This window comes from uncultured Croceicoccus sp., assembly GCF_947496385.1.
GTDB lineage: Bacteria > Pseudomonadota > Alphaproteobacteria > Sphingomonadales > Sphingomonadaceae > Croceicoccus.
On the sequence record NZ_CANMCP010000003.1, the window covers coordinates 108,274 to 129,445 of the forward strand.

Sequence of the window (21,172 nt, forward strand, 5' to 3'; positions counted from 1 at the left end):
CCATGTCGGCATCACTGTGGACAGACACCAAATTCACCGAGGGATCGATCATGGGTTACCAGAACACAATCGCCGGAATGCAGGACACCATCGCGGGCAATGGCGCGCCATGGGCCGCCATCGATGCGCAGAGCGCGGCCCGCATGCGCCTGCAGAACCGGTTCCGTACCGGGCTCGACATTGCAAAGCATACCGCCGCGATCATGCGCCGCGACATGGCCGCCTACGATGCCGACCCGGCGCAATATACGCAGTCGCTTGGCTGCTGGCACGGGTTCATCGCGCAGCAGAAGATGATCAGCATCAAGAAGCATTTCGGCAGCATGAAGGGGCGCTACCTCTACCTCTCAGGCTGGATGGTCGCCGCCTTGCGCAGCGAATTCGGCCCGCTCCCGGATCAGTCGATGCATGAAAAGACCAGCGTTCCCGCGCTGATCGAGGAGATCTACACCTTCCTGAAGCAGGCCGATGCGCGCGAGCTCGGCATGATGTTCCGCGATCTCGACACCGCGCGCGAGGCCGGTGACACGGTCGAGGCGAAGCGGCTCGAACATGCCATCGACAATTACGAGAGCCATGTCGTGCCGATCATCGCCGACATCGACGCAGGCTTCGGCAATGCGGAGGCGACCTATCTGCTCGCCAAGCAGATGATCGAGGCGGGCGCCTGCGCGCTGCAGATCGAGAACCAGGTTTCGGACGAGAAGCAATGCGGCCACCAGGATGGCAAGGTCACCGTTCCGCACGAGGATTTCCTGCAGAAGATCCGCGCGATCCGTTACGCCTTCCTCGAAATGGGCGTGGATGACGGCATCATCGTCGCGCGCACCGATTCGCTGGGTGCCGGGCTGACGAAGCAGATCGCCTATACGCAGGAGGAAGGCGACCTCGGCGATCAGTACAACAGCTTCCTCGATTGCGAGGAGGTCGACCCCGCCAGCATCCGTAACGGCGATGTCTTCCTCAGCCGCGAGGGCAAGCTGCTGCGCCCGCGCCGCCTGCCGTCGAACCTGTATCAGTTCCGCGCCGGATCGGGCGAGGACCGGGTCGTGCTCGACTGCATCACCAGCCTTCAGAACGGCGCCGACCTGCTCTGGATCGAAACGGAGAAGCCGCATGTCGAACAGATCGCCGGCATGGTCGACCGCATCCGCGAGGTCGTGCCCGATGCAAAGCTGGTCTACAACAATTCGCCCAGCTTCAACTGGACGCTGAACTTCCGTCAGCAGGTGTTCGATGCATGGGAAGCCGACGGCCGTGATGTGACGCCATACGACCGCGCCCGGTTGATGAGCGCCGATTACGACGCGACCGAGCTTGCCGCCGAAGCGGACGAGAAGATCCGCACGTTCCAACGCGACGCGGCGGCACGGGCCGGGATTTTCCACCATCTCATCACCCTGCCGACCTATCACACCGCTGCGCTGTCGACCGACAATCTGGCGAAGAAATATTTCGGAGAGGCGGGCATGCTGGGTTACGTCAAGGGCGTGCAGCGCAAGGAAATCCGCGAGGGTATCGCCTGCGTGAAGCATCAGAACATGTCGGGCAGCGACATCGGCGACGATCACAAGGACTATTTCGCAGGCGAAGCCGCGCTGAAGGCCGGCGGTGCCAACAACACCATGAATCAATTCGCCGCATAAGGCACAGCGAAGGAGAAAATATCATGACCGAAGACACCAAAACCGCCGAACGCCCCCGCGCGATTTTCTCGAACTCCGATTTTCCCTTGCTGAAGACAGCGGTTGCGGCCTATGCGCGCAATTGCGAGGATCCGGCGGAATCGCAGAAATACGCCAACCTGCTGCACCGGCTCGGCCGCGCGGGATAAGAGGGGAAAACCCCCACCGCACAGGCTGGATCCTTGGGGAGAGGATGCCCCACCGTTGCACGACAGCGCGCGAACCACCCGGTTCGCGCGCTGTTTCATTGGGGCCGTCGACCGGCGTGCGGCGGAAAATTTCGCCCCGGCATGAATTCATCGCTGACGAAGGCGGGCCGGATATGCTTTACGCAGGGGCGCACCCGGTTCGGGCACGAATGGCCACCGCGCCCGTTCGCTGTTCGACCGCCCGTTTCCCGCGCCCGCCGCACACCGGCATCGCGGCGCCCAGATTCGAAAGAGCCCGACATGACCAGCCCCTCCCCCCTCGACCCCGCGACCCATCGCGATCTGCGCGTGCGCACCGGCGCATCGGACGATCTTGGCGATGGCATCATGGCGTGCCTCGCCGTGCCGAGCGAGTTTCGCCGGGTGCAGGATTGCTTCCCCATCCTGTTCCGCCTCGACGTGGAACGCGACAGCTTCGATGCGATCGCCTTGTTCGGGTTCGAGGCGGGCGAGAACCTGTTCGTCGTAAACGGCGAATGGGACGCATCGTACAAACCGCTCGCCATGGATGTGCAGCCGTTCCTGATCGGGCGGTCGGGCGATGGCGAGGATCGCGACGAATTGCAGGTCGACCCCGCCCATCCGCGCATCGCCGGCGCGGAGGAGGCGCAGGGCGTGCGCGTGTTCGAGGACGACGGCGCGGCAACCCCGTTCCTGGAATCGGTGCGTGAAAAGCTTGCCGCGCTCGACGCGGGCTATCGCGATTCGTCGGGGTTCTTCGATGCGCTGCGTCGACACGACCTGCTCGAACCGTTCACGCTCGACATCACCTTCGCCGACGGCAGCGTGCAGCAGCTCGACGGCTATCACGCCATTAACGAGGAACGGCTGCGCCTGCTCGACGGGGCGGGGCTTGGCGGGCTTCACATCGACGGCCATCTCGAACCGCTGTTCATGGCGCTGGCGTCGCTGTCGCGGATCGGGGCGCTGATCGACCGGCGCAATGCGCGGATCGCGGCTGGCTGAGGCCGTGGCGGGCGGGGCACGCGGAAATCGCGCGCCCCGTTTACCCCGTTACGGCGCGGGCGTTTCGACCGCGCCGAACCCGCCACCCAGCGCGACGAACAGGTTCACGTCGTTCTGGTAAAGCGCGCGCCGGGTGGACAGCAATTGCTGCTGCGCCGAAAACAGGCTGCGTTCCGCGTCCAGCACTTCGAGATAATCGGCCACCCCTTCGCGATAGCGCAGCCGGGCGATGCGCGCGATCCGCTGCTGCGCTGCGACGCCGCGCTGCAACGTCTCGACCTGCTCGGCGAGATAGCGGCGCCCGGCAAGTCCGTCCGACACCTCGCGGAACGCGGTCTGCACCGTGCGGTCGTAGGTGGCGAGCAGTTCCGCCTCCGTTGCGCGGGCAAGCGCGAGATTGGCATCGCGCTGTCCGTTGTCGAAGATCGGCAGGCTGATCGACGGTCCGAACGTCCAGGTGAGCGCATCGCCCGGATCGAACAATCCGCCAATGTCGGCAGAGGCGAGCCCCGCCGTCCCGGTGAGCGAAATGCTGGGGAAGAACGCGGCGCGCGCGGCCCCGATGTCGGCCCGCGCGGCGCGCAGCGTTTCCTCCGCCGCGACGATGTCGGGCCGGGCGAGCAGCAGGTCCGACGGCAGGCCCGCGTCGATGCGCACCGGCGCCGCCTGCGCGTCCAGCGAGAGCCCGTCGGGCAGCGACGGTGGCAGTCGCCCACCCACGAGCACCTGCAGCAGATTGCGCAATTGCGCGGCGTTCAGCTCCTCCGCCGCAAGCTGCTGCTGCGCCGAGGTCAGCAGGCTCTCCGCCTGCCGGTACGGGAGGCCGGACGTCACCCCCGCATCGAGCCGCAGCGCCGCGATGCGCAAGCCTTCCGCCCGGCTTTCCACGGTCTGCTCGGCAAGCGCGATCTGCTCGCCGCTCTCGATCAGCTCGAAATAGCGGCTCGCGACATCGGCGATGAGCGAGAGATAGAACGAACGCTGCGCCGCGACGGTGGACAGGTAACGCGCGCGCGCCGCCTCGCTCTGATTGGCGACGCGGCCCCAGAAATCGAGCTCGAACGCGCTCGCCCCGATGCCGATGTCGTACCGATCGAGCGTGACGGAGCCGGAGGCCGGCGTGCCCGCGCCGACCGGCTGCGTCCCCAGCGGGATGCGGGTGCGCGTGGCCGAACCGGTGGCGACGACCTGCGGCAGGCGGTCCGCATTCTCGATCCGGTAACGTGCGCGCGCCTGCTCGATCCGCGCGGTCGCGGCGACGAGGTCGCGATTGTTTTCAAGCGCGCTGGTGATCAGCACCTGAAGCCGCGGATCGGTCAGATATTCGCGCCACCCCAGCCGCGAAGCCACGACCGACCCGTCGGGGCGATAGGCATGGTCGTAACCTGCGGGCACGGCGGGTTCGGGACGAACATGTTCGGGCGCGAGATTGACGCAGCCCGACAATGCACTCGCCGCAAGCCCTGCGATCAGAAGCTTTTTCATGCGCGTTCCTCCGCCGCTTCGGCATCGTGCGGCCCGGCCCCGACGGGTTGCTTCCGGCTGATGTAGCGCCGCACGAGCAGGTAGAGCACGGGGATGAGGAAAATGCCGAGCGCGGTGGCGAAGATCATGCCGCCCATGACGCCCGTGCCGACCGCCTGCCGGCTGGCCGCGCCGGCCCCCGACGACAGCACCAGCGGCACCATGCCCAGGATGAACGCGAGCGAGGTCATGATGATCGGGCGCAGACGCAACCGGGCCGCGGCCTTCACCGCCTCCAGCGGCGATTTGCCCGCCTCTTCCTCCTCGATCGCGAATTCCACGATCAGGATCGCGTTCTTTGCCGCAAGGCCAATGATGGTGATGAGGCCGACATTGAAATAGATGTCGGCGCTGTAACCGCGGGCCCATGTGAAGATCACCGCACCCAGAATGCCCATCGGCACGATCAGCAGCACCGAGACCGGCACCGCCCAGCTTTCGTAGAGCGCCGCGAGCAACAGGAACACGATGAGCGCGGAAAGCCCGAGCAGCAGGCCGATCTGCCCCGATGCCTGCTGTTCCTCGAACGACAGGCCGGTCCATTCATACCCGATCCCCTCGGGCAATTCCTGCGCCAGCCGCTCCATCTCGGCGAGTGCGGCGCCCGAGGCATAGCCTTCGGCCGCCTCGCCCGAAAGCGTCATCGCGGGATAGCCGTTGTACCGGGCGAGCGCCGGCGGCGCGGCGGTCCATGTCGCGTCGGCAAAGGCGCTGAACGGGACGAGGTCGCCCTGCGCATTGGGGATGCGCAGCGCCAGAATGTCCTCGGGCGAACGGCGGCTGTCGCTGTCGGCCTGCGCGAGCACCTGCAGCACGCGGCCCTGCCGGTTGAAGTCGTTGACATAGGCCGAGCCGAAATTGATCGCCAAAGCGTTGTTCACATCGCTCATCGAAAGGCCGAGCGCGCGGACCTGCAACCGGTCGATGTCGAGCGCGACCTGCGGAGCGGGCTGCTGGTCTTCGGGCCGAAGATTGGCGATCACCGGGCTTTGCGACGCGGCGGCGAGCAGCTGATCCCGCGCCGAGGTCAGCACGTCCCGGCCAAGTCCGGCGCGATCCTCCAGCTTCATGGAAAAGCCGCTTGCATTGCCGAGTGCGCTGATCGGCGGGGGCTGCACCGGAAAGGCCAGCGCATCGTCGATCGTCATCAGGAACCCGCCCAGCCGTTCGGCAATGGCGGCCGCGGAATGTTCGCCGCCGCCCCGCTCGCTCCAGTCGTTGAACACGGTGAACATCATCGCGTTGTTCTCACCCTGCCCGAAAAAGCTGTAGCCGTGGATCGTGACGACGTCGCGGACCTCCTCCTGCTGAGCCCAGAAATCCTGGATCCGTTCGACGGCGGCATCGGTCCGCTCCGCCGTGCTGCCGGCGGGCGCCTGCACCACGGTGATGAGATAGCCCTGATCCTCCGTCGGGAGGAAACCGCCGGGAAGACGCGTGAACAGGAACCCCGTCACCACCACCAGCGCGCCGAACACGGCCAGCGCCCGCAGGGGCCGCGACAGGATCTTGTCATTCGTGCGGGTATAGCGGCGCGTGGTCCGATCGAACCAGCGGTTGAACTTTTCGAGCACCCGGCCCGCGCGTCCCGTGACCCGGCGAACCTTCCCGCGCCAGCCGGCGGGCGCATCCTGCGTATCGTCGGCCGCATTTTCCGCCGACCCGTTGCGCCCCGGTTTCAGGAAGTGCGCGCACAGCGCCGGCGTCAGCACGAGCGCCATCACGGCGGAAAAGAAGATCGAGATCGCAAGCGTGACGGCGAATTGCCGGTAGATTCCGCCCGTCGATCCGGGGAAGAACGCCATCGGCACGAACACCGCGACCAGCACGAGCGTGATGCCGATGATGGCGCCGGTGATCTGGTCCATCGCCTTGCGCGTGGCGGGAATGGGGCCAAGCCCTTCCTCGTGCATGATGCGTTCGACATTCTCGATCACGACGATGGCGTCGTCGACGAGGATACCGATGGCCAGCACCATCCCGAACAGCGTCAGCACGTTGATCGAGAAGCCGAACATCAGCAATCCGGCACAGGCCCCCGCAAGCGCGATCGGCACGACCAGCGTCGGGATCATCGTCGCACGCCAGTTCTGAAGAAACAGAAACATCACGAGGAACACGAGGATCATCGCCTCGACGAGGGTCTTGACCACCTCCTCGACCGAAAGCGCGACGAAGGGCGTCGTGTCATAGGGGATCGACCAGGCGACATCGTCGGGAAGGTTCTGCCCGATCTGCGCCATGCGGTCGCGCACGCCCTCGGCCGTGGAGAGCGCGTTCGCCCCCGTGGCGAGCTGCACCGCCATGCCGGCCATCGGTTGTCCGTTGAGTTCGGCAACGCGGGTATAGCTCTGCGCGCCAAGTTCCACGCGCGCCACGTCGCGAAGCCGCACCGCGGCGGCCCCGGTGGTGGAGCGCAGGATGATGTTCTCGAACTCCTCCACCCGGGTAAAGCGGCCCTGCGTGCGGATATTGGCCGTAATCTGCTGCCCCTCCATCACCGGTGCGGCGCCGATGGAGCCGCCCGCAGCCTGGCTGTTCTGTTCCGAGATGGCGGCGACGACCTGGCTCGGCGCGATGCCGTAGGACGCCAGCGCATCGGGATCGAGCCAGATCCGCATGGCATAGGGCGAACCGAACAGCTGCACATCGCCGACACCTTCGACGCGGCGCAATTCGTCCACGACCCGGACCGAGGCGATATTGCCCAGCTCGACATTGTCCGTCCCACCCGATTTCGACGTCAGCGCGACAATCATGAGAAAGCCGGAATTGGCCTGGCGCACGGTGATGCCCTGCCGCCGGACGGCTTCGGGAAGGCGCGCCTCGACCGTGGAGAGCCGGTTCTGCACCTCCGTCTGCGCGATGTCGATGTCGGTGCCCGATTCGAAGGTGAGCGTGATGCTGGCCGACCCGTTGGAGGAGCTGCTCGACGCCATGTAGAGGAAGCCTTCGACCCCGTTCATCTGCTGTTCGATGACCTGGGTGACGTTTTCCTCGAGCGTTTGCGCATCGGCGCCGGGATACACCACCGAAATGGACAGCGATGGCGGGGCGACCGACGGATATTGCTCGATCGGGAGCGCGCGCAGGGCGATGAACCCCGCGAGCAGGATGAAAAGCGATACGACCCATGCGAAGACGGGCCTGTCGATGAAAAAGCGTGACACCTGGGCTTACTCCGCCTGCGACCGGGGCCGGGCGGTGGCCGCCGCCCCGCCGCGTTCGCCGGCGGCATCGGTGCGGGTCGCGGCGGGCGCGGGGGTTGCCGGCCGCGGCGCGGGCGCGTTCTTCGGCGTGGGTGCAACGGGCATGCCGGGGCGCAGTTTTTGCAGATTATTGGTGATGATCTCGTCGCCGGGTTCCAGGCCCGACGTCACGATCCACTTGCCGTCGACCATCTCGCCCAGCTCCACGGGCCGCGCCATCACCGTATCGTCCGGCGATACGAGCAGGACGCTGCCGCCCGTCTCGCCGATGTTCACGACCGATTGCGGCACCGCGATCGCATTGTTGACATCGCCGACCCGGAAACGGCCGCGCACGAATTCGCCGGGCTGCAACAGCCGGTCGGGATTGGCGAAGCGGGCACGCAGCGCAACCGTGCCGGTTTCCGCATCGACCGAGAAATCGAGGAAATCGACAAGGCCGGGCACGCCATATTCGGTCCCGTCGGGCAGGGTCAGGTAAACCTCGATCTGCTCCCCATCGGCAAAGTCGAGCTCGCCCGAGGCGATGCGGCGGCGGATCGTCTGCAATTCCGATACCGATTGCGAGAACGTGACATAGACCGGGCTGACCTGCTCGATGCGGGTCATCAACGTGCCCTCCGCCTGGCTGACGAGCGCGCCTTCGGTCACCTGCGCGCTGCTCGCCCGGCCCGAGATCGGCGCGCGCACGGTGGTGTAGCCCAGTTGCAGCGAGGCGGACTGAAGCTGTGCCTGGATCTGTGCGACATTGGCCGCCGCCTCGCGCGATGCGGCCAGGGCGGCGTCGTATTCCTGCCGGCTGATGGCGTTTTCATCGACCAGCGGACGATACCGCTCGACGACGGCGCGGGCGTTTGCCGCGGTCGCGCGGGCGCGCTGCAACGCGGCCTCGGTCTGATTATAGCTGGCGCGCAATTCGGCCGGGTCGATCCGAAAGAGCGGCTGCCCCTCGCGCACGTCGGTGCCTTCCTCGTAAAGGCGGCTCTGCACGATGCCGGTCACGCGGGCCCGGACCTCGGCCGTGCGGATGGATTCGACACGCCCCGGCAATTCGACGATGTTGGGCACGGCCTGCGCCTCGACAATGAGGGTTTCGACCGGGATCGCCTGCGGCTGCGGCGGGGACTCGCTCCCACAACCGGAAAGGGCCACGACGGCGGCGACGAGAAAGGATTTGATTTTCAAGGATTATGCCCAGCTATTGTGCAAATGCGAGATATGTAATAATCATTACATAAGAATAAGGCAATGGGGATCGTAAGGTGAACGAGGAGAATTGTCCGGCAGGGTGCGAGGCCGGCGCCGTCGATGGCCGGCTGCGCGCCCGTCACGACGCCTTTATCGAGGCGGCGCGCGCGCTCTTTGCCGAAAAGGGGTTCGAGGCGACGGCCTTGTCCGATGTGGTCAAACAGGCGGGCGGATCGCTGACCACGCTTTACAAGCTTTTCGGGAACAAGGACGGGCTGCTGGCCGCGGTGGTGCTTCGCGCGCCCGATTCCGGTGAACAGATCGTGACGTCGGTCGCGGCGCTCGATCTCCCGCTCGACGAAAAGCTTCGCGTGCTCGCGCAGCGATTGTCGGCCCATATGCTCGACCCTGGGACCATGGCGATGTGGCGCATCGTCATCGGGCGCAGCATCGAGGACCCCGCCTTTGCCCAAGCCTTTCACGAGGCTCTCCTGTACAAGCTGCGGACCCGCCTCGCCCAGCTTTTCAGCGAGGTCGAGGCGGGCGGGCAATCGCTTGCCGCGCCGCCCGCGCTGCTCGCCCGCGTGTTTTTCAGCATCGTCTTTCACGAATTCCAGATCGAGGCGATTACCGGCGGGCCCCACTTCGCCAGCGGCGCGCTCGACCTCGACGAACGGGTCGATTTCTTCCTGCGCGGCGCGGGCATCGTGCCGGCGGCACCGGGCGCGCCCTCCGGCAATGATGACAGCGGAGCCGCTTCGGGCTAAGGCGGCGAAAAGGTTTCATCCGAGAGGATCGCCGATGAAAGGAAACAATCCGATGCGTCTCGCGCTCGTCCCCCTGTTGCTCGCCACCGCCGCCTGCGCGGGGCATACCGCTCCCTCCCCCGCCACCGCGCCGATCGCCCCGGTTGCGCCGGCCTCCGACGGATATGCCCTCGATACGCAGCTCGGCAAGCTGGCGGTGATCGACATGGCGCCCGACACCGCGTTCCTGAATGCGGAGGAACGCGATGTCGTGAACCTCCTCATCCAGGCGTCGGACCTGATGGACGAGATCTACCTGCGGCAGCGCGATCCGAACAATCCCGCCGTGCGCGCCGCCATCGCGGCCAGCGACCGGCCCGACCGCGATCTCCTGCTCGAAATGTTCGACCGCAATTTCGGGCAATATGACGCGATCGAGGAATTGCACCCGTTCTTCGGCGGCACGCCGATGCCCGAGGGTGCGGGCTTCTACCCCGCCGACATGACGCGCGCCGAATTCGACGCCTATGTCGCGGCCCACCCGGATCAGGCCGACGCGCTGCGCAGCCCCTATACCGTCGTGCGGCGCGAGGGCGACCGGCTCGTCGCGGTGCCCTATTCGGTGGCCTATCGCGAATGGCTGGAACCGGCGGCGCGCCTGCTCGAACAGGCATCCGCGCGGACGAGCAACGCCAGCCTCAAACGCTTCCTCGCGCTGCGTGCGAAGGCGTTCCGCACCGACGATTATTTCGAGAGCGAGCTTGCCTGGATGGATCTGTCCGGCACGCCGATCGAGGTCGCGATCGAGCCGTACGAGGTCTATACCGACCGGCTTTACGGCACGAAGACCGCGTTCGAAAGCTTCGTCACGTTGAAAGACCCGGAGGAATCCGCCGCGCTCGACCGGTACAAGGGCTATCTGCGCGACATGGAAGCGAACCTGCCGATCGAGGATCGCTACAAGAATTTCAGCCGCGGTTTCGAAAGCCCCATCGCGGTCGCCGAACAGATCCATGGCGGCGGCGACAACGTGCCGGGCGTGCAGACCATCGCCTTCAACCTGCCCAATGACGAGCGTGTGCGCGAGGCGAAGGGCGCGAAGAAGGTGATCCTGTCCAACGTGCTGGGCGCGAAATACGATCGCATCCTGTCGCCGATGGCGCCGCTCGTGCTCATGCCGCAGCAGGCGGGGATGGTCGCGCGCAAATATATGCAGCTGTCGACGTTGTTCCACGAATTGTCGCACAGCCTCGGGCCGGGCACGATCACCGTGGATGGCCGCCAGACCACGGTGAACGAGGAATTGCGGGATCAATATTCCGCGCTGGAGGAGGCGAAGGCCGACGTCATGGGCGTGTGGAACCTCCTCTACATGATGGAGCGGGGCGAATTGCCGGCGGCGGAAAAATCGCAGCTTTTCGCGACCTACATGGCCGGGATCTTCCGTTCGGTGCGCTTTGGCGTGCAGGAGGCGCACGGCAAGGGCGCGGCGCTCCAATACGGCTATCTCAAGGACAAGGGCGCCTTTGCCTTCGATCCCGGCTCGGGGCGCTTCGTCATCGACGACGCCGCGATGGAGGCGGGTTTGCGCGACCTCCTCCACGATCAGCTCATGCTGCAGGCGCGCGGCGATTATGCGGGCACGAAGGCATTCTTCGACCGCTGGGCGGTTCTGGACGAACCGGCGCGGCGGGTGATCGGCACGATGGATGCGATCCCGGTCGACATCGTCCCGGTGTATCCCGAACGCATCTGATGTGACCGGAAAAGCACGCGAGGCGCGCATCGTTCATCGCGGATACGGGGCGGTTTCGATATAGGACATCGGACCGGCCCCGTTCGCATGGCCCTTGCGGATGGCCCCGGTGTCGCCATCTTCTGCGGCGGCGACGGTATTCGCGATGGGACGTATGAATGATGGAACTGTCGGAAAACAGGGTGCGCGACGCATCGCGTGGTGACGTGACGGATCGTGGCGGCATGGCGCCCGCCCGCGCGCGTCCGGTCATTGCCGACGATCGCGACATGTTGCGGCTCGCCGCGACGCTGGCGCGCGATCTGGCGCGGCACGATGCGCGCATCTACTGGGCCGACATGCTGGGGTCTGCCTTCGTCGGCTATGCCGCGCTCTTCGGTGCGATCGTGGTCGATGGCGTGGCGGCGCGCGTGCTGCTCGGCCTTGCCGCCATCCTCGCGCTCTATCGCGCCGTCAGTTTCATTCACGAACTCAGCCACATGAAGGAGGATTCCGTGCCCGGTTTCCGGCTGGCTTGGAATACGCTCGTCGGTGTGCCTTTGATGGTGCCGTCCTTCATGTACGAAGAGGTGCATACGCAGCACCACGCCCGCACCCGTTACGGCACGGCGGAGGACCCCGAATATCTGCCGCTCGCGCTGATGAAGCCGTGGACCTTGCCGTTGTTCGTGGTGATGGCGCTGCTGCTGCCGGTCGGGCTGATCCTGCGGTTCGGGGTGCTGGCCCCGTTGTCGGCGCTTTTCCCGCCGGTGCGGCGGTTCGTGCGCGAACGGTTTTCCGCGCTCGCGATCAATCCCGCCTATCGCCGCCGCGCGCCGGCGGACACGCTGCGCCGCCGGTGGATCGCGCTCGAAACAGGGGCCTGCCTGTGGGCCTGGGCGCTCATCGGGAGCGTGTTCGTGTTCGGGTGGGTGCCGCTCGCCTGTTTCCTCGCCGTGCATTCGGGGATCAGCGTGCTCAACCAGCTGCGCACGCTCGTCGCGCATCTGTGGGAGAACGAGGGCGAGGCGCTGTCCGTGACGGCGCAATATCTCGATTCGGTGAATGTCCCGCCGCCCAGCGCGCTGGCCCCGCTCTGGGCGCCGGTGGGCTTGCGCTATCACGCGCTGCATCATCTCCTGCCGAGCGTGCCCTATCACAACCTCGGCCGCGCGCACGCCCACATGGCACGCGAGCTGGAGGCCGCCTCGGTCTATAACAGGGCGAGCTATCCCGGCATGATGCCACTCGTCGGGAAGATCGCGCGCAGCACGATGCGGCCTGTGCGCTGACGCCTCGCCGCCGCGGGCGGGTCGGGCTGGGCACAAGTCCACTGGACAAGCGACGCGCACGCGGGCCATAGCGGCCCGCATGCACGACATTCGCCTGATCCGGGACAATCCTGAACAATTCGACGCCGCCCTCGCCCGCCGGGGGGCCGGTCCCGCCGCCGCGCAGATCCTCGCGCTTGACGAGGAACGGCGCAAGGTGACCACCGCGATGCAGGACGGGCAGAGCCGCCGCAACGAGGCGTCCAAGGCCATCGGCAAGGCGATGGGACAGGGCGATACCGAAACCGCCGAACGGCTGAAGGCCGAGGTTGCCGCGCTCAAACAATCGCTGCCGCATATGGAAGCGGAGGAGCGGGCGCTGAATGAGCAGCAGGCCGCCATGCTCGCAGCCCTCCCCAACCTGCCCGCCGACGATGTCCCCGCCGGTCAGGACGAAAGCGACAATGTCGAGCTTTCGCGCCACGGCACCCCGCGCGAATTCGCCTTCACCCCGCGCGAACACGCCGATTTCGCGCCCGCGCTGGGCATGGATTTCGAAACCGGCGCGGACATTGCCGGCGCGCGTTTCACCTTCATGCGCGGACAGATGGCGCGGCTGAACCGGGCATTGGGTGCCTTCATGCTCGACATGCAGACCGCCGCGGGCTTCACCGAATGCGCGCCGCCGCTGCTCGTCCGGGACGAGGCCGTGTTCGGCACGGGCCAGCTCCCCAAATTTTCGGAGGATCTGTTTCAGACCACCGATGGCCGCTGGCTCATCCCGACGGCGGAGGTATCGCTGACCAATGCGGTGCGCGACCGCATCGTGGAGGCGGATGCCCTGCCCATCCGCATGACCGCGCTCACCCCCTGTTTCCGGTCGGAGGCAGGTTCGGCGGGGCGCGACACGCGCGGCCTCATCCGGCAGCACCAGTTCGACAAGGTGGAGCTCGTCGCGATTACCGCCCCCGATGCATCGGACGCCATGCACGAGGCTATGACGCAGGCGGCAGAGGCGGTGCTCCGCGCGCTCGACCTGCCCTATCGCAAGATGTTGCTGTGTGCGGGCGACATGGGCGCCACCGCGCGCAAGACCTACGATCTGGAGGTCTGGCTGCCGGGACAGAACGCCTATCGCGAGATTTCCTCGATCAGCAATTGCGGCGCATATCAGGCCCGCCGGATGAACGCCCGCTTCCGCCCCGACGGCGCAAAGAAAACGGAATTCGTCCACACGTTGAACGGGTCGGGCCTCGCCGTCGGGCGCACGCTGGTGGCGATCCTCGAAAACGGACAGCAGGAGGACGGATCGGTCATCCTGCCGGACGCGCTGCGCCCCTATACCGGCGGCATGACGAAACTGGAGATCGAAGGCTGATGCGCATATTGCTCACCAATGACGATGGCATTCATGCGCCGGGACTGGGCGTGCTGGAACGCATCGCGCGGCAATTGTCGGACGACATCTGGATCGTCGCCCCGGCGGAGGAACAGTCGGGCGCGGGCCATTCGCTCACGCTCAACCGCCCGGTGCGGCTGCGCCAGCATGACGAGCGCCGCTTTTCGGTCAGCGGCACGCCCACCGATTCGGTCACGATGGCGCTGCGCAAGGTAATGCCGGAAAAACCCGATCTCATCCTGTCCGGCGTCAATCGCGGCGCCAATCAGGGCGACGACATCACCTATTCCGGCACCGTCTCCGCCGCCATTGAAGGCACGCTCGCCGGCATCCGCTCCATCGCGCTGTCGCAAATCTATGCCAAGGGGAAAGGCGGCGATGTATCGTTCGACGCGGCGCAGCAATGGGGTGCGCGCGCACTGCGGCCGCTGCTCGACATGGAGTTTTCCGAACGCACGCTGGTCAACGTGAACTTTCCCGCGCGTCCCGCCGACGAGGTGGAGGGCATTCGCGTCGTGCGGCAGGGGTTCCACGATTACAGCCGCGGCACGCTCGTCGAAAGCGTCGATCCGCGCGGCTTTCCCTATTTCTGGTTCGGGCTGGAATCGGTGGAGCATACGCCGGGGCACGAAACCGATCTGGAGGCGGGGGAGGATGGTTTCATCGCCGTCACCCCGTTGCAGCTCGACCTGACGCATTATCCCTCGCTCGAACGGCTGCACGAACGGTATCGGGGCGACAGCTGATCCGATGATGCCCCCTGCCCGCCCCGACCGGCCCAAGATCCACCAGCCGCTTCGCCGCAGGGTGAAGGTACCGGTGTGGGCGGATGCGGGCATTCGGGTGTTCGCGGCGGTGTTCCTCGTCTTTGCCGTGGTCATGATCCACTGGTGGGACCGCAACGGGCTGGTCGACAATGTCGATGGCGAGGTCAGTTTCCTCGACGTCGTCTATTTCACCATGATCTCGATCACGACGACGGGGTTTGGCGATATCGCCCCGGTGTCCGACCGCGCCCGCCTGGTCGAGGCGGTGATCGTGACACCGATCCGCTTTGCCGTGCTCTTCATCTTCGTCGGCACGGCGTATAATTTCATCATCAAGCGAAGCTGGGAGAAATGGCGTATGGCCCGAATTCAGGACCGGCTGACCAACCATGTCGTGGTCTTGGGCTTTGGCGTGTCGGGTTCGGAAAGCGTGCGTGAGCTGATCGCGCGGGGCACCGATCCCGATTGCATCGTGGTCATGGACCCGGACGAGGAACGGCTGAAACTCGCCGAGCAGATGGGCTGCAACGTGATGAACGCCGATGCGACCCGCGACGAATCGCTGCAGGACGTGCGGATCAACCAGGCATCCACCGTGCTCGTGTCCGCCGGGCGTGACGATGCGTCGATCCTCATCGTGCTGACCGTGCGGCATCTGGCGCCCGACGTGCCGATCACGGTCGTGGTGCGGGCAGGCGACAACGAATTGCTCGCCCGGCAGGCAGGCGCCACCAACGTGCTGAACCCCGTGCGGTTTACAGGCTTGCTGCTCGCCGGGTCGGCCAGCGGGATGCATGTCGCCGACTATCTCGCCGATCTTGCCTCGGTGCAGGGGCGCGTGCAACTGGTCGAACGCGCCGCCCGGCAGGAGGACGTGGGCAAGCCGCTGCGCAATCTGGGTTCGGGGAGCATCGGCGTGCGCCTCTACCGCGCGGGCGAAGCCTATGGCTATTGGCAGCCGGAGGCCGAATCGGTGCAGATGGGCGACATGATCGTCGTCATCAAACCCACGCCCGACCAGGGGCCGGGCATCCTGTAATCCCCTAGCTCCGCAGCCAGAACACCAGCCCCATCGCGAGATAGGCAAGGAACCAGAATCCCGCGTCGATGAACGCGATGGGCCGCGGATTGCGTTGATGCAGGTAGTTTGTCCAAAGCGCGGGAATGACGAAGGCGATCGCGACCCCGCCGCTCATCATCGGGTAGAGCCACCATTTCGCCGGGTCGATCCGCGCGAACATATGGCCGAGCATGGATGCGGAAACGAGCACCAGCACAAAAGTGCCGAGCACGGTGACGAACGGCCTGCGCCGCAGTTCCAGCCCGCCCGGCCCGGCCCGCCGCACCAGCGGGCGTGCGAAGACCCGGTACCATCCCGCCGCGACCGCCATCACGGCCAGAGCGGCCAGAAACACCGCGAACCAATCTACCGGACCCATTCAATCTCCCGCCTTCTGCGCGTGACGTGTTACCGCATCCCGCCGCGCTAGACCACAGGACAACACATATTAAGTTCGCGGCGCTTTTGCGTTCCTGCGCTGCGACGAAACGATCGCGCACCCCTTCGGTGGTGCGACGGCTGGCGTCGGCGCGCGCTTGGGTGTAGAGGCGCGGCGCAATGACTGAAACCATGAACCACCCCACCCGGATCGACGCCGCCCCGAAAATCGGCATGGTCAGCCTCGGCTGCCCCAAGGCGCTGGTCGATTCCGAACGCATCCTGACCAAGCTGCGCGCCGATGGCTATGCCATGTCGCCCGATTACGCGGGCGCGGACGTGGTGCTGGTCAACACCTGCGGCTTTCTCGATTCGGCGAAGGAGGAAAGCCTGGAGGCGATCGGCGAGGCGATGGCCGAAAACGGCCGCGTCATCGTAACGGGCTGCATGGGCAACGAAGCCGAGGCCATCCGTGCGCGCTTTCCCGACATCCTCGCGGTGACCGGCGCGCATCAGTATGAGCAGGTCGTGAGCGCGGTGCACGATGCCGCGCCCGCCGCGCGCGGTCCGTTCGTGGATCTCGTGCCGCAGCCCGATATCAAGCTGACCCCGCGGCATTATTCCTATCTCAAGATTTCGGAAGGGTGCAATCATTCCTGCGCCTTCTGCATCATTCCGTCGCTGCGCGGAAAGCTCAGCAGCCGCCGGATCGATGCCGTCCTGCGCGAGGCGGAAAAGCTCGTCGCCGCGGGCACGAAGGAATTGCTCGTCATCAGCCAGGACACCTCGGCCTATGGCGTGGACGTCCGCCACGAGGAACGCCAGTGGCACGGCGAAACGGTGCGCACCCACATGACCGACCTCGCCCGCGAACTGGGCCAGCTGCGCACGGGCGACGACATGGCGCCGTGGGTGCGGCTGCATTACGTCTACCCCTATCCGCATGTCGATCAGGTCATCCCGCTCATGGCCGAAGGGCTGGTGACGCCCTATCTCGACATTCCGTTCCAACATGCCAGCCCGTCGGTGCTGAAAGCCATGAAGCGTCCCGCGAACGAGGCGAAGGTGCTCTCCCGCCTCGCCAAGTGGCGCGAGATCTGTCCCGACATCACCGTGCGCAGCAGCTTCGTCGTCGGCTTTCCGGGTGAGACAGAGGATGATTTCCGCTATTTGCTCGACTGGCTGGAGGAAGCGCAGCTCGACCGCGTCGGCGGTTTCCGCTTCGAACCTGTCGAAGGGGCGGAGGCCAACACGTTGCCCGGCGCGGTGCCCGAGGCGGTGAAGGAAGAACGCTACGCCCGGTTGATGGAAGTGACCGAGCGGATCAGCGCCGCCAAATTGCAGGCGAAGATCGGCCGCACCCTCCCCGTCATCATCGACGAGATCGGCGAACCGGACGAGGACGGCGACATCGGTGCCACCGCGCGCAGCCAGTCCGACGCGCCCGACATCGACGGCCACGTCTATCTGCGCAACGTGTCGCCCGCGCTGGTGCCCGGCGATATTGCCATGGCCAGTGTCGAGGATGCCGACGCGCACGATCTGTTCGGTTTCATCCCCGAATAAGCGCGCGCAAATGACCCAGCGGGGCGGAGGGCGGGTTCCCGCCGCGTCAGTCGACGATATTGGTTTGACGGCGACGGGGGCGGCGGGCATCACGCCCGCATGGCCAGCACCGATCGCATCTATACCGCCGCGCTCATCGTCATCGGCGATGAAATCCTGTCCGGGCGCACCCATGACAAGAATATCGCACAGGTGGCCAGCTGGCTTCAGGTGCAGGGCATTCGTCTTGCCGAGGTGCGCGTGGTCGCCGACACCATGGATGCCATCGTCGAGGCGGTGAACACGCTGCGCGCGCGCAACGATTACCTGTTCACCACCGGCGGCATCGGCCCCACCCACGATGATATTTCGGTCGATGCGGTGGCCCGCGCACTGGGCGTGGACGTGGTGATTCATCCCGAAGCCCGCGCGACGCTGGAACGCTATTACGCGAACAAGGGCGGTCTGAACGAAGGCCGCCTGCGCATGGCGCGCGTGCCGCAAGGCGCGGATCTCATTCCGAACGAACGGTCCGGTGCGCCCGGAATCCGCGTCGGCAACGTGTTCGTGATGGCGGGCGTCCCGCATATCACCGCGGGCATGCTCGACGCGTTGACCGGCACGCTCGAAGGGGGCGCGCCGCTCATCTCCGAGACGGTCGGCGGCTGGATCCCGGAGAGCGAGGTCGCGGTCCTCCTGCGCGAGGTCGAGAAGGCCCACGAAAATTGCCAGATCGGAAGCTATCCGTTCTTTCGCGAAGGGCGCGTCGGTGCGAATTTCGTGATCCGCTCCACCGACGCGGACGATCTCACCAGCTGCATGGATACGCTATGCGAGGGGCTGGGCGAGCTCGGCTACGATTTCACCCCCGGCGGTATCTGAAACCCGCTCAGCGGTCGTCTTCCCGGATTTCGCGATCGTGCTCGATATCCTCGCGCAGTTCGGCCGCGCCCGTGTCGGCGCGATGTTCCTGCGCGGCGGTTTCGTTCTTTCGATTCTTCGTGCGTGAATACAGAAGCGCCAGCAGCAAAAGCAGCGGCCCCCCGATCACGACGATAAGCCAGACGGTTGGCATGGATATATCCTTCGTTTGTGTCGTTGTGCCTGATCAACGAGTGTGGCGCCGCTTCTTTCCCGAACGGGCCCCGTCGCCACCCCGGCACGCACGAAAAAGGCCGGCGGAAACACGTTCCGCCGGCCCCGTTCATTCAGGCATTGTCGCAGGAGCGATCAGGCGCCCTCGACCTCCGCCGTGTCGATCTTCAGGCCCGGGCCCATCGACGACGACATGGCGACCTTGCGGACATACTTGCCCTTCGCGCCCGACGGCTTCGCCTTGACGATCGCGCTCACCAGAGCGTCGAAATTCGCCTTCAGCTGTTCGTCGGTGAAGGACATCTTGCCGATGCCGGAGTGGATGATGCCGGCCTTTTCGACGCGGAATTCGACCTGGCCGCCCTTGGCGTCCTTGATGGCCTGTTCCACGTTCGGGGTCACGGTGCCGAGCTTCGGGTTCGGCATCAGCCCCTTGGGACCGAGCAACTTGCCGAGGCGGCCGACGACGCCCATCATGTCCGGGGTCGCGATCACGCGGTCATAGTCGAGATTGCCGGCCTGCATGTCTTCCATCAGGTCCTCGGCACCGACCTTGTCGGCCCCGGCGGCGGTCGCCTTGTCGGCATTGTCGCCGCGCGCGAAAACCGCGACCTTCACGTCCTTGCCCGTGCCGGAGGGCAGCGACACCATGCCGCGCACCATCTGATCGGCGTGGCGCGGATCGACGCCCAGGTTCATCGCGACCTCGATGGTCTCGTCGAACTTCGTCGTCTTCACATCGCGCAGCGTCTGCAGCGCTTCGTCCACGCCGTACAGCTTTTCAGCGTCCAGCTTTTCGTTGAGCATCTTCTGCTTCTTGGTCAGCTTGGCCATGGGTTCAGCCCTCCACCACTTCGAGACCCATCGAACGCGCGCTGCCTTCGATGATCTTGGTTGCCTGGTCGATGTCGTTCGCATTGAGATCGGCCATCTTCTGTTCGGCGATGGCGGACAGCTCGCTGCGCTTGATGGTTCCGGCCGAAACCTTGCCCGGCTCCTTCGAACCCGACTTCAGCTTCGCAGCCTTCTTCAGGAGGAAGGACGCAGGCGGCGTCTTCGTCGTGAAGGTGAACGAACGGTCGGCATAGACGGTGATGATCGTGGGGATCGGCATCGCCTTTTCCATGTCCTGCGTGGCGGCATTGAACGCCTTGCAGAATTCCATGATGTTCACGCCGCGCTGACCCAGCGCCGGGCCGATCGGGGGCGACGGGTTGGCGGCGCCGGCGGGCACCTGCAACTTGATGTAACCGGTAATCTTCTTGGCCATGGGGCCACTCCTTTTTCACACTGTCGGGCGCCCACGGGACGCCGTCATGTTAAGCGGTCAGACAGAAGACGAGCGCCTTCCTCCCGCATTCATTCCCGCGCCGGTTTTCGTCCCGGACGGGAAATCCCTTACTTGGAAAGCTCGACCTGTTCGAAGTCGAGTTCCACAGGCGTCGCGCGGCCGAAGATGGACACGCTGACCTTGACCTTGTTCTTGTCGAAATCGAGTTCCTCGACCACGCCGTTGAAGCTCGCGAACGGGCCGTCGAGCACCTTGACCGAATCGCCGATCTCGTAATCGACGTCGATCTCGCGCTTGGGCGCCGCGGCCATTTCGTCGCGCTGGCCGAAATAACGGGCGGCTTCCTTCTCGCTGATGGCCTGCGGCTTGTTGTTGGTGCCGAGAAAGCCGGTGACCTTGGGCGTGTTCTTGACGAGGTGATAGACATCGTCGTTCATCGCCAGCTTGGCGAGGACATAACCGGGCATGAACTTGCGCTCGGTCTGCACCTTCTTGCCGCGCTTGACCTCGGTCACGGTTTCGGTGGGAACCTCGACCGCCTCGACCAGCTGGTCGAGACCTGTCCGTTCCGCCTCGGCGAGGATCGATTCCTTCACCTTGTTCTCGAAACCCGAATAGGCGTGGATGATATACCAGCGAGCCATCAAAAAATCCTGTCCTTAACCGTGTCGCGCGTCAGGCCAGCGTCAGCAGCCAGCGCACCACCGCGCCGAACAGCGAATCGATGCCCAGGAAGAACACCGACAGGATCAGCATCATGATCCCGACGAAGATCGCCGTGGTGACGGTTTCCTGCCGGGTCGGCCAGACGACCTTGGACCCTTCGGCCCGTACCTGCCGGATGAATTCGCCGGGGCTGGTCTTCGCCATTTGCGTGTTCCTCGCGCGGTTGAAATTGCCGGGTTCTCGCCAAGGGTTCATCGCCGCCCCGGCCGCATGATCGGGGAGAGGCGATCTATTCCCATGTCGGAAAAACGTGTTGCCCCATAACCGGCCCTTGGCCCGAACGCAAGGGGTGCGCCGCGCGGGCTTTCGCGCCCGACGGATTGCGTGCGATCGTCGCGCGGGCCGCATCGGTGCAAAAATTGCAATGCGTGCTTCCCT

General features: G+C 65.5%; 20 protein-coding genes. 11 read left to right on the top strand and 9 right to left on the bottom strand.

The window, feature by feature from the left end:
* The first annotated feature begins 50 nt into the window (after positions 1 to 50).
* From Q0897_RS06355 to Q0897_RS06365, 3 genes are all read left to right on the top strand, one after another.
* Positions 51 to 1,646 (top strand): isocitrate lyase, encoded by a 1,596-nt coding sequence (locus tag Q0897_RS06355; protein ID WP_299308334.1) that lies wholly within the window; start codon positions 51 to 53, stop codon positions 1,644 to 1,646.
* 23 nt (positions 1,647 to 1,669) lie between these two features.
* Positions 1,670 to 1,834: a hypothetical protein gene (locus Q0897_RS06360; RefSeq protein WP_202083160.1), complete on the top strand. Its 165-nt coding sequence runs from the start codon at positions 1,670 to 1,672 to the stop codon at positions 1,832 to 1,834.
* Between the two features lie 300 nt (positions 1,835 to 2,134).
* Positions 2,135 to 2,860, top strand: coding sequence for a SapC family protein (locus Q0897_RS06365; RefSeq protein WP_299308335.1), 726 nt, complete (start codon positions 2,135 to 2,137; stop codon positions 2,858 to 2,860).
* Between the two features lie 48 nt (positions 2,861 to 2,908).
* Here the strand turns inward: Q0897_RS06365 and Q0897_RS06370 are convergent, their stop codons facing one another.
* Genes Q0897_RS06370 through Q0897_RS06380 form a run of 3 tightly spaced genes read right to left on the bottom strand, consistent with a single transcriptional unit; the run spans position 2,909 to position 8,778 of the window.
* Complete coding sequence (locus Q0897_RS06370; protein WP_299308337.1) at positions 2,909 to 4,345, bottom strand: efflux transporter outer membrane subunit; 1,437 nt, start codon at positions 4,343 to 4,345, stop codon at positions 2,909 to 2,911.
* Positions 4,342 to 7,554: an efflux RND transporter permease subunit gene (locus Q0897_RS06375; protein WP_299308338.1), complete on the bottom strand. Its 3,213-nt coding sequence runs from the start codon at positions 7,552 to 7,554 to the stop codon at positions 4,342 to 4,344. Before Q0897_RS06375 ends, Q0897_RS06370 begins: the two co-directional genes overlap by 4 nt.
* Positions 7,555 to 7,560: 6 nt before the next feature.
* Positions 7,561 to 8,778: an efflux RND transporter periplasmic adaptor subunit gene (locus Q0897_RS06380; protein WP_299308339.1), complete on the bottom strand. Its 1,218-nt coding sequence runs from the start codon at positions 8,776 to 8,778 to the stop codon at positions 7,561 to 7,563.
* 77 nt (positions 8,779 to 8,855) lie between these two features.
* Here Q0897_RS06380 and Q0897_RS06385 point away from each other — a divergent pair, with 77 nt between their 5' ends.
* From Q0897_RS06385 to Q0897_RS06410, 6 genes are all read left to right on the top strand, one after another.
* Positions 8,856 to 9,548 carry a TetR/AcrR family transcriptional regulator gene (locus tag Q0897_RS06385; RefSeq protein WP_299308340.1) on the top strand — a complete coding sequence of 231 codons (693 nt, stop codon included), beginning with the start codon at positions 8,856 to 8,858 and terminating at the stop codon, positions 9,546 to 9,548.
* Between the two features lie 34 nt (positions 9,549 to 9,582).
* Positions 9,583 to 11,283, top strand: coding sequence for a hypothetical protein (locus tag Q0897_RS06390; RefSeq protein ID WP_299308342.1), 1,701 nt, complete (start codon positions 9,583 to 9,585; stop codon positions 11,281 to 11,283).
* 224 nt (positions 11,284 to 11,507) lie between these two features.
* Positions 11,508 to 12,554 carry a fatty acid desaturase gene (locus Q0897_RS06395; RefSeq protein WP_299308635.1) on the top strand — a complete coding sequence of 349 codons (1,047 nt, stop codon included), beginning with the start codon at positions 11,508 to 11,510 and terminating at the stop codon, positions 12,552 to 12,554.
* Between the two features lie 79 nt (positions 12,555 to 12,633).
* A complete protein-coding gene (gene serS / locus Q0897_RS06400; protein WP_299308344.1) occupies positions 12,634 to 13,911 on the top strand; it encodes a serine--tRNA ligase in 1,278 nt (425 codons plus the stop codon).
* A complete protein-coding gene (surE, locus tag Q0897_RS06405; protein ID WP_299308346.1) occupies positions 13,911 to 14,678 on the top strand; it encodes a 5'/3'-nucleotidase SurE in 768 nt (255 codons plus the stop codon). The genes serS and surE overlap by 1 nt, the downstream gene beginning before the upstream one ends.
* Before the next feature lie 7 nt (positions 14,679 to 14,685).
* The gene (locus Q0897_RS06410; RefSeq protein ID WP_202087550.1) at positions 14,686 to 15,738 is read left to right on the top strand and encodes a potassium channel family protein; all 1,053 of its coding nucleotides are present in this window, start codon (positions 14,686 to 14,688) and stop codon (positions 15,736 to 15,738) included.
* A 4-nt stretch (positions 15,739 to 15,742) separates the two neighbouring features.
* Here Q0897_RS06410 and Q0897_RS06415 read toward each other — a convergent pair whose 3' ends face one another.
* Positions 15,743 to 16,138 carry a DUF1761 domain-containing protein gene (locus Q0897_RS06415; protein WP_202083148.1) on the bottom strand — a complete coding sequence of 132 codons (396 nt, stop codon included), beginning with the start codon at positions 16,136 to 16,138 and terminating at the stop codon, positions 15,743 to 15,745.
* Between the two features lie 179 nt (positions 16,139 to 16,317).
* Between Q0897_RS06415 and rimO the strand changes: the two genes are divergently transcribed.
* Positions 16,318 to 17,703, top strand: a complete 1,386-nt coding sequence (gene rimO, locus Q0897_RS06420; RefSeq protein ID WP_299308347.1) for a 30S ribosomal protein S12 methylthiotransferase RimO — start codon at positions 16,318 to 16,320, stop codon at positions 17,701 to 17,703.
* Between the two features lie 99 nt (positions 17,704 to 17,802).
* Positions 17,803 to 18,564 carry a molybdopterin-binding protein gene (locus Q0897_RS06425; RefSeq protein ID WP_299308349.1) on the top strand — a complete coding sequence of 254 codons (762 nt, stop codon included), beginning with the start codon at positions 17,803 to 17,805 and terminating at the stop codon, positions 18,562 to 18,564.
* A gap of 7 nt (positions 18,565 to 18,571) precedes the next feature.
* On the opposite strand, the gene Q0897_RS06430 is transcribed toward Q0897_RS06425, so the two are convergent.
* The 5 genes from Q0897_RS06430 to secE all read right to left on the bottom strand — a co-directional run bounded on the left by Q0897_RS06430 (position 18,572) and on the right by secE (position 20,938).
* Positions 18,572 to 18,757 (bottom strand): hypothetical protein, encoded by a 186-nt coding sequence (locus tag Q0897_RS06430; RefSeq protein WP_299308351.1) that lies wholly within the window; start codon positions 18,755 to 18,757, stop codon positions 18,572 to 18,574.
* Between the two features lie 155 nt (positions 18,758 to 18,912).
* The gene (gene rplA / locus Q0897_RS06435) at positions 18,913 to 19,611 is read right to left on the bottom strand and encodes a 50S ribosomal protein L1 (RefSeq protein WP_299308353.1); all 699 of its coding nucleotides are present in this window, start codon (positions 19,609 to 19,611) and stop codon (positions 18,913 to 18,915) included.
* A 4-nt stretch (positions 19,612 to 19,615) separates the two neighbouring features.
* Positions 19,616 to 20,047, bottom strand: coding sequence for a 50S ribosomal protein L11 (gene rplK, locus Q0897_RS06440; RefSeq protein WP_202083140.1), 432 nt, complete (start codon positions 20,045 to 20,047; stop codon positions 19,616 to 19,618).
* Positions 20,048 to 20,175: 128 nt separating this feature from the next.
* The gene (nusG, locus tag Q0897_RS06445) at positions 20,176 to 20,712 is read right to left on the bottom strand and encodes a transcription termination/antitermination protein NusG (RefSeq protein WP_202083138.1); all 537 of its coding nucleotides are present in this window, start codon (positions 20,710 to 20,712) and stop codon (positions 20,176 to 20,178) included.
* A 31-nt stretch (positions 20,713 to 20,743) separates the two neighbouring features.
* On the bottom strand, positions 20,744 to 20,938 hold the full coding sequence (gene secE / locus Q0897_RS06450) for a preprotein translocase subunit SecE (RefSeq protein ID WP_202083137.1): 195 nt from the start codon (positions 20,936 to 20,938) through the stop codon (positions 20,744 to 20,746).
* Positions 20,939 to 21,172 lie beyond the last annotated feature (234 nt).